The sequence below is a fragment of the Methanospirillum sp. genome (assembly GCF_035406105.1).
In the GTDB taxonomy this organism is placed as follows: Archaea; Halobacteriota; Methanomicrobia; order Methanomicrobiales; family Methanospirillaceae; genus Methanospirillum.
On the sequence record NZ_DAONKG010000111.1, the window covers coordinates 1 to 8032 of the forward strand.

Here is an 8032-nt window from a genome sequence, read left to right on the forward strand (position 1 = left end):
TTCCCTATTTATGGCATTTGTATCAATCCTGAAATATACCGCAGATACAAATGCCCTTCGTGAAATTGTTTTCTGGATGATGGGGGGATTTTACTATGCAACATGGGCTGATGTGCTCTACATTATTCCGGTTCTCGTTCTTTCATTTGGTATTCTCTGGTATCATAGTTGGAAACTGAATGTACTCTCCATGGGCGATGAAGAGGCACGGTCTCTAGGAGTAAATCCTGAGAAGACCAAAATTATTGCAGTTTCTCTTGCAACTCTGATTACCGCCTTTTCTGTATCTCTTGTCGGCATCGTTGCATGGATTGGTCTTATGATGCCACATGCAGCACGAATGCTCCTTGGGCCAGATAACCGGTATGTCATCCCGACTGCTGCTCTGATGGGTGGAATCTATCTTATCATTTGTGATACATTGGCGAGAACACTGACAACACATGAGATCCCGATTGGGATTATCACATCGATACTTGGTGCCCCGTATCTCTGTTACCTGATAAAATCCAGGGGGAAGATGATCTTTGGTGGTGCATAATGCTTCGAATTTCAAATCTCTCATTCTCTTATGGTCCGGTCAAGGTACTATCCGACATCTCTCTACATGTTGAAAAAGGAGCATTATGCGGGCTGTTTGGGCCGAACGGTTCAGGGAAAACAACTTTGTTTAAATGTGCCCTCCGTTTTTTAAGAAATTATACCGGGATCATTAACATTCAAGGTCGTAATATATCAAAGTTGAAAGTAGAAGAAGTGGCCAGAGTAGTCTCTTATGTTCCTCAGGAGCATCGTCCTCCATTTCCGTACCTGGCTTCAGAAGTAGTCCTGATGGGGAGAAGTCCTTATCTTGGAGGTATCTTCGGACTTTCCAGAGAGGATGAAAAAATCGCCATGGATGCCATGGATCTCATCGGCATATCAGATATTGCTGATATTCCCTATACCATGCTCTCCGGAGGACAACGGCAGATGGTTCTGATTGCCCGGTCCCTGGCTCAGAAAACCCAGGCAATCTTTCTTGATGAACCAACAGCAGCATTGGATTATCATAATCAGCACCTGGTCTGGAAGGTTATTCGTGATATTGCGGATGATGGGATGACGATTCTTGCCTGCACTCATAATCCGAATCATGTATCATGGTATTGTGATCATGCGATTGTTATGAGCCGAAATGGGATTATTGGGGCTGGAGATCCTAGGGATGTGATGTCTCAGGATATACTAAACACACTATATAGTGGTTCCTGTGCTATCAGAAAATTAGATGGCATACCTCTCATTCTCCCCCGGGATGTTATCTCCAGGACTGAGGTACTCACTGGTGATAGCATGTAATGTCAAATAAAAATGGTTCAAATGATTAAATGGAATAGGAATGAAAGATGGATGGATTTTCTATGAACATAAACTGGAATGAGATCTGGAAGAATCAACTGATTCAATCGTCAATGCCAAAACCGGATGCATATAATAACTGGTGGGATAGTGTTGAATCTGCACGAAGGTATCTGAAAGACTATGGTGGAGGAGAAGAGGAAGGATTTGATCGGATTGCCTGGTCTATTGATCAGTTACCTTTACAATCAGACAGCAGGATCCTTGAGATTGGTTCAGGTCCGGGGGTATTATCAATACCAATTGCAAAAAAAGTCAGCCATGTCACTGTGGTTGATCCTTCTGCCGGAATGCTGGATGTTCTGCATGAGTATGCAGATAGAGAGAAAGTATCAAATATCAGATCAATTCAGAAAAGATGGGAGGATATTACAGATGAAGACATCTCCTCCACCTTTGATGTGGTTTTTGCCTCCATGTCTCTTGGAATGCCGGAGATTCAGGCTGCAATTGAAAAGATGAACCGATACTCATCTGGTTCGGTGATTCTTATCTGGTTTGCCGACGAACCTGGATTCGAAAAAATCTATCGGTTCATTCTTCCGGAAATAACCGGTATGGCCCATAGTCCCATGCCTCGCGCCGATATTCTATTTAATCTTTTATATTCGATGGGGCTGTTTCCTGAAGTGACATATGGAAAATTCTCCCTGTCTCAAAAGTTTGCTGATGAACAAGAGATCTCTGATTTCTTTTACTATCATCATCATATCAGGTATCAGAAAGAGGCTGAAGTGTTCAGGAGATATGTGAATGAGCATATGAAAAAAACAGAGTCTGGGTTTGAACATGAAGAAAATTATCATTGTATGGTTTTAAGGTGGAATACATGAATCATAGTATTTTTATCTGCATTTGCGTTATTGCAATGTGTATAATGGTTTTTCCGGTCATTGCAGATGGAGAAACAAGAACAGTTACTGATGGGAGAGGAGCTTCGATAGAGGTTCCTGCCGATATTCAGCGGGTAATCTGTATCGATGACGGGCTTGCTGAGCAGGTGATGTACAGTCTTGGAGTTGATAAGACTCTGGTGGGAGTAGGTTCTACCTGTCTGCAGCAGGACTGGAAAGTGGATGTTCCCCGTGTTAGTGGTTCGAATATTACGATGACCGGTGGAATGAATACATTTTCTAGTCTCCGTCCGGATGTCAAGCAGTTACCTCTCGTAGCCCAGTATAATGCTCCCCCAAACTTTGAGATGATCGCTGAATTAAAACCTGATGTCGTTATTATCTGACCCAGTGACTGTACGTTTTATACCGATGAGTCTACCATGAAACAGACCATCGATACTATCGAGTCACTGGAGATTCCTGTCTTTGTCACTTATGGTCCAAATTCGATGTATGGGTGTTCTGATTGCACAGATATTTCCACGATTGATGGTGAGATTCGTCTGCTTGGAAAACTCTTTGGGAAAGAGGCTGAGGCAGATAAGCTTGCAGGGTATCTTGAACAGGATCGTACATTTGTGCAGCAAAGAACAAAAGACATTCCCGATGCAGAAAAACCGTCTGTTCTGGTTCTTGGTTTGTCACCAAAGACACGGGGAGAGGGTTCTGCTGCGGATGTCTGGGGTACTGATACTATTGAAGGAGTATTCCTTGAACAGATCGTAAACGCAAAGAATGCATACCAACAGAAAGGACACTTTGTTAAAGTCAATACCGAACAGATACTGGCATTAGAGCCTGATGTAATCCTCCTTGCAACTGACTGGGGATTCCATCCGGTGGAAGAACTCTATTCTGCTCCTTACTATCAGGATCTGGCAAACAATATGGACGCAATTAAGAATCAGAGGGTCACATCACTCCCTTGGCTTCCCTCTAACTGTGATAAAAGGATAGAATATCCAATTGAACTCATGGTAATGGCAAAAGCGGCATATCCTGATAAATTTGCAGATATAAATCTATATGACTGGCTGATTTCATTTTATAAGAATGTCTACAATGTCGATGATAAAACGGCCGATCAACTGATCTCTGCCCAGTGGATGGACTGGGTCAGAAACTAACCCTATTTTTCATTGACCCCTGTAATATAAGGAGGTAATTTCTCGTAGGTTGTTTTCTCTATAGGACTTACGCAGAATGAGTAATTATTAAAATATATAAGTTATTATTTCATTTAGTTACCGCAATCGAATTTCCAAACATTTAAGTCAAGGTACAGGTTGCGTAAGTCCTACTCTATCAGAAATGTCTGTTAATTAAAAAGTCGTTCCTGATGATGACAATCAGACATAAAAGCATTAAGGAAAAAGGTTACAAGAGAAATTAGAATATTACGAGATCCATAAGATACATATCAGGAGGGTCATATGTGCGAATTCACCGTATATGTAAAGAACGCAGATTCTGAAGAGCAGAAGAGAATAACCCGCAATATTGTAGGTGCGATAAAAAAAGACACATCAGTTGCCCTCATCGATGTAATAGGTACTTCTCAGTTTGTTGAAAACGTCTATATTGAATCGGTTAGCACGATGAAACAGGAGTTGATACTCCGGAAGATGAGTTAACCAACGGTTGTTTCAGAGTCTTATGCATCTCCGATTAAATAATTATCCGTTTTTACGGGGCCGTTAACAGCCATTTCCAAATTGGAACAACCGATATTCCATTATCAGGAATATCAAATAACTCCTCATCTTCAAAAGTCAGGATGAGTCCCTTTTTCACATTGAATTTTTCCATCGCTTCTACAAGTCCTTTTACCTCCCGGTCCAGATTTTTTTTGATTAATGAGTGAATAGGATACCTGAATTGCTTCTTTTATTACCTGATTTCTTTTTACCAGAAAATCACATGCTCCAGAACCAGAATAAAAGTATACTTCCTGGTATCTTCGGAGTAACTCAAGGAATATAAGATTTTCAATTCTTTGACCCATATCGTCGGTCAGATGAAACCCTGCCGACTGGATGAAACTTAGATCTCCTGCATAGATTTTATGTGATGCCCTGCTGGTTGCTTTGAGAGAATAATGAAGTGGCGCAATCCGGAAGAGAAGAAATGCCTGCTCCAGATAATCAAGATAATTTTTGATCGTACTTACACTTTTAAGGCCGGTAATTTCAGCAAGTGTTTTGTATGATATCATCCTTCCGGCATTTGATATCAGATACACTATCAGATCCTTCAATTCCTTAATCTCACGATTTCCAAATCTGCTCACAATATCCCTATATATGATATCTGTCAGGTACTGTTCGGAAAGGGAGATATCACTAGAACGGATAACTGCAGGAAATCCTCCCTCTTCAAGGTATCTTCTAAGATAGCGGATTATTTCTCCCTTCTGTGTTGATGAGATGAATTCAGGATTCACATCGGCTATGGAGTAATATCGAAGGTTTTCCCTAAATGAAAATGGATGGACCCTGATTGTTTTGTGTCGCCCTGTCAGATATGTGCTCAGTTCAGAGCTGAGAACCGATGCATTTGATCCGGTTACAATTGTTTTAATCTTAAAAGTATGAAGATTATTCAGCCAGCGTTCCCAACCAGGGATATTCTGAATCTCATCCAGTAATAGGATCACGGGTGCATCTGATTCAAAGAGTTCTCCCATAATCTCATAGATATGCTGGAAGTTTTCCTGACTAAAATCTGAAAACCTGATATCATCAAAATTAATGTAAAGAAAATCGCTGTCGATTATTTTTGACAGGCGTGTGAGTATTGTACTCTTTCCACACCTGCGAATCCCTGATAGTACTGATAATATCGTTGTCAGAACCGTTTTTCATTGTGCTCCATTACTGCACACAGCAATAGATGACGGAGCCGGATGTGTACGGATCAGTCCTTCATGGTTTACCACCGATGAAGAGTGTCAGATTGCTGCTGCTATACAGGAGATCGCCCACCATGCGAATTATCAGGTCGAATCGCCATAAATATTGTGCTGACGGTTCGTTTATGAAAAAGTTTATTCTTGATACTGAAGTCAACCCCGAATTTCTGGATTTTTTAAAATACTACGGAAGCCTGGAGATGCTCCCCGGTCTTGGGGAGGGATTTTATCAATTTGAAAAGACTGTTATTCAATCAAGGGGTTTCTGAACGAATCAAGTTTTGAAGTGCGATTCAAAAAAGAAGTGATGGAATTTACCTCTGATTTTCTCTATTCAATGCTGTATTGTTACCAGAATGGCAAGCCTGATTATTCCACGTTAAACCGTTGTGATGCCGCTCTTATGGAACGTGTGAAAACCTGGTTACATGAAAATTGATCCTGATTTCATGCCTCTCACTGTTTTTGAAGAGTATGCTGCCGAGTATGATCAGTGGTTTTTCGATCATCGTGATGTATATCTGGATGAATTAAAACGGATCAGTGAGGCTATTTGAGATATTCCTTCTCCTGCTCTTGAAATCGGGGTTGGTAGGAGGCGATTTGCAGAGCCGCTTGGTATACGGTTTGGTATTGAACCGTCCCGGGCTCTTGGTTTGATGGCGAAAGATAGAAGAATTGAGGTTATCCGTGCCGTGGGGGAATTAGATCCGATAAAGGCTGCAACTTACCAGATGGTTGTAATGATAACCGTTCTCTGTTTTCTGAAAAAACCTGAGGAGACCTTCCGTGAGATCCATCGAATACTCATGCATGATGGGAAGCTCCTCGTTGCACGTATTGAAAAAGGGGGAATTATTGCAGAGCGATATCTGGCACGTCCGGATAAGGGCAGATTTCTTTCACATGCTTGGTTTTATGAGCGTGATGAGGTGATTCGTATGATCACCGGGACTGGATTTGATATCACATCAATTGATTGCAGGCTGGGGTTTTGTATTTTAACATTTCACAAAAGTGATGACGTCTGAACAACCTGTTACGGTTTCAACGGGTTATCCCCAAATCGGATCATCACCAAAATGTTTCTGCCAGTATACCATTGATCGGGAAATCTGTCGTTTATTATCCCCTTCATTGGGAAATGTGACCTGGTAATTCACACAATAATCGACAAGAATTTCATACGCCTCTTTCTACCGTATCATCATCTCATGGGATTCATCAGGCTCATGGACTGATACATCCGGGTGCCATTCCCTGACGAATTCATGATACCGTTTCCGGATTTCTATCAGGCTGGCTTTATCAGAAAATCCAAGTATTTTTGCGGCTTGTTGAAGAGTAATATCCGGTGTCGTTTTCATGAGAAATACCTATTAGTATTATTGATGAAAAACTGTTAAAGTAATTCTATTCATCATTTAAGGTTACTTTATGATTCCACCTGATAATGAATTCCGGGAAAAAAGTCGAAAAGACCGGATCTCATTTATCATGAGATCTACTGAATGGGTTCTTTCTGTCCCAAATGAAGTATGGAGTAAAAAACAAAGTGAATTTATTAATTATCAGTTCCAAAATCGAAAATCATATCCCCTTACAAAATCGCAATATCTCCATATGATTGAAACTGCCCGGAGATTATCTGACCGAAGAAAAGGATCTCCACCCATGCCTGAGAGATTTAGAAAGAAAGTAAGTGAAGAGAATTACTTGTAATCATTCACGATTTGCGTCTTTTGCAGTATTTCCAGAAGTTCACCCGGGCTTGATACCATGTATGCACCGTTTGACAAAAGTCTTTTTATGGTGTCAGTTGCGGCTCCACTTGTATAATCCGGGAGATATGGTTCAGAAGAAGGAAGAATACATATTATCTTTTTTGGATCAATCTGTTCAAGAACCCGGATATTTGGATAATTCCCCCACCCGACTGGCATTGATGTTACGATGACAACATCGGCTTTCTGAACCAGCTCGGTTAATTTTTCTTCCATTTCCAGAGAGAGACGGGAGAAAGGTGGTTCTGCAAGAGTTGGGATTTTATACTTTCTTGCCATAAGGCAGTCTGAATCATTTTCACCCAGTACCCCACAACTGAGTGAATATCCGGATCTGCTCAGAAGAGAGATCAGGTATGTTCCCGTTCCTCCACCTGAAATCAGGTGAATCCTGCGTTTATGGACATCTGGTTCTTTCCATTTCTCCTCGACATACACAAAGGGTGTTCCGGTAGTGGGATTGATATCGATAACCGGATTTATCTTAAATACCTCGTGTATAAGCTCGGTGGTCAGGACCTCTTTTGGTTTTCCATATGCACGGATTTTTCCGTCCTGCATGAGCACGAGGTGATCACAGTACGCAGCAGCAAGATTGATATCATGAAAAACCCCGATAACGGCCCTTTTATCCCTGGATGTCTCCTGGATAATCCTGATGAGTTCATACTGATGATGAATATCGATATGGGCGAAGGGTTCATCCAGAAGAAGGAGAATCGGATCCTGTGCAAGTACCCGGGCGATCATGACCCGTTGTCGCTCACCTCCGGATAATGCAGTAATTGGCCGGTCAGCAAGATCCAGGGTTCCGGTCTGCGTGAGAGCCCTCCTCACCGCCTGGTGATCTGCGTCTGATGGAGAACGAAATCGCTCGATATGGGGATTTCTGCCCATCATAACCACATCATATACCGGATATTTGAATTTTATATCTGATTCCTGCGGTACATAACCCACTTTCGTCCCAAAATCGCGAAATGACCAGGTTTGAAGGGAATCACCCAGAAGTACAATACCTCCGTTTCGGATTGGAAGAG

Annotated in this window: 13 protein-coding genes; 10 read left to right on the top strand and 3 right to left on the bottom strand. The window is 41.7% G+C overall.

The window, feature by feature from the left end; all coding sequences use genetic code 11:
• The 6 genes from PLA23_RS07805 to PLA23_RS07830 all read left to right on the top strand — a co-directional run.
• Positions 1–541 (top strand): FecCD family ABC transporter permease (locus PLA23_RS07805; protein ID WP_324474773.1); only part of this gene is annotated, 541 nt, incomplete at its 5' end.
• Complete coding sequence (locus tag PLA23_RS07810; RefSeq protein ID WP_324474775.1) at positions 541–1341, top strand: ABC transporter ATP-binding protein; 801 nt, start codon at positions 541–543, stop codon at positions 1339–1341. The genes PLA23_RS07805 and PLA23_RS07810, both read left to right, overlap by 1 nt.
• A 47-nt stretch (positions 1342–1388) precedes the next feature.
• The gene (locus tag PLA23_RS07815; protein ID WP_324474777.1) at positions 1389–2234 is read left to right on the top strand and encodes a class I SAM-dependent methyltransferase; all 846 of its coding nucleotides are present in this window, start codon (positions 1389–1391) and stop codon (positions 2232–2234) included.
• Positions 2231–2641 (top strand): TroA family protein, encoded by a 411-nt coding sequence (locus tag PLA23_RS07820; RefSeq protein WP_324474779.1) that lies wholly within the window; start codon positions 2231–2233, stop codon positions 2639–2641. The genes PLA23_RS07815 and PLA23_RS07820 overlap by 4 nt, the downstream gene beginning before the upstream one ends.
• Positions 2642–2677: 36 nt before the next feature.
• On the top strand, positions 2678–3424 hold the full coding sequence (locus PLA23_RS07825) for an ABC transporter substrate-binding protein (protein ID WP_324474781.1): 747 nt from the start codon (positions 2678–2680) through the stop codon (positions 3422–3424).
• A 306-nt stretch (positions 3425–3730) separates the two neighbouring features.
• A complete protein-coding gene (locus tag PLA23_RS07830) occupies positions 3731–3931 on the top strand; it encodes a CooT family nickel-binding protein (protein ID WP_324328410.1) in 201 nt (66 codons plus the stop codon).
• Between the two features lie 131 nt (positions 3932–4062).
• Here PLA23_RS07830 and PLA23_RS07835 read toward each other — a convergent pair whose 3' ends face one another.
• Complete coding sequence (locus tag PLA23_RS07835; RefSeq protein WP_324328441.1) at positions 4063–5148, bottom strand: ATP-binding protein; 1086 nt, start codon at positions 5146–5148, stop codon at positions 4063–4065.
• On the opposite strand from PLA23_RS07835, the gene PLA23_RS07840 reads away from it, so the two are divergent.
• The 3 genes from PLA23_RS07840 (at position 5087) to PLA23_RS07850 (ending at position 6239) form a co-directional block, all read left to right on the top strand.
• Positions 5087–5311: a hypothetical protein gene (locus PLA23_RS07840; protein ID WP_324328412.1), complete on the top strand. Its 225-nt coding sequence runs from the start codon at positions 5087–5089 to the stop codon at positions 5309–5311. The two genes, PLA23_RS07835 and PLA23_RS07840, sit on opposite strands and share 62 nt — an antisense overlap.
• 325 nt (positions 5312–5636) lie before the next feature.
• The gene (locus PLA23_RS07845) at positions 5637–5765 is read left to right on the top strand and encodes a hypothetical protein (protein WP_324474783.1); all 129 of its coding nucleotides are present in this window, start codon (positions 5637–5639) and stop codon (positions 5763–5765) included.
• Positions 5766–5789: 24 nt separating this feature from the next.
• Positions 5790–6239: a class I SAM-dependent methyltransferase gene (locus tag PLA23_RS07850; protein ID WP_324328442.1), complete on the top strand. Its 450-nt coding sequence runs from the start codon at positions 5790–5792 to the stop codon at positions 6237–6239.
• A 165-nt stretch (positions 6240–6404) separates the two neighbouring features.
• Here PLA23_RS07850 and PLA23_RS07855 read toward each other — a convergent pair whose 3' ends face one another.
• Positions 6405–6575, bottom strand: a complete 171-nt coding sequence (locus tag PLA23_RS07855; RefSeq protein WP_324328415.1) for a J domain-containing protein — start codon at positions 6573–6575, stop codon at positions 6405–6407.
• A gap of 70 nt (positions 6576–6645) precedes the next feature.
• Here PLA23_RS07855 and PLA23_RS13780 point away from each other — a divergent pair, with 70 nt between their 5' ends.
• Complete coding sequence (locus PLA23_RS13780; RefSeq protein WP_502883606.1) at positions 6646–6930, top strand: DUF8150 family protein; 285 nt, start codon at positions 6646–6648, stop codon at positions 6928–6930.
• Here PLA23_RS13780 and PLA23_RS07860 read toward each other — a convergent pair.
• Positions 6921–8032, bottom strand: a 1112-nt coding sequence (locus tag PLA23_RS07860) for an ABC transporter ATP-binding protein (protein WP_324474785.1), incomplete at its 5' end; no start/stop codon positions are given. The two genes, PLA23_RS13780 and PLA23_RS07860, sit on opposite strands and share 10 nt — an antisense overlap.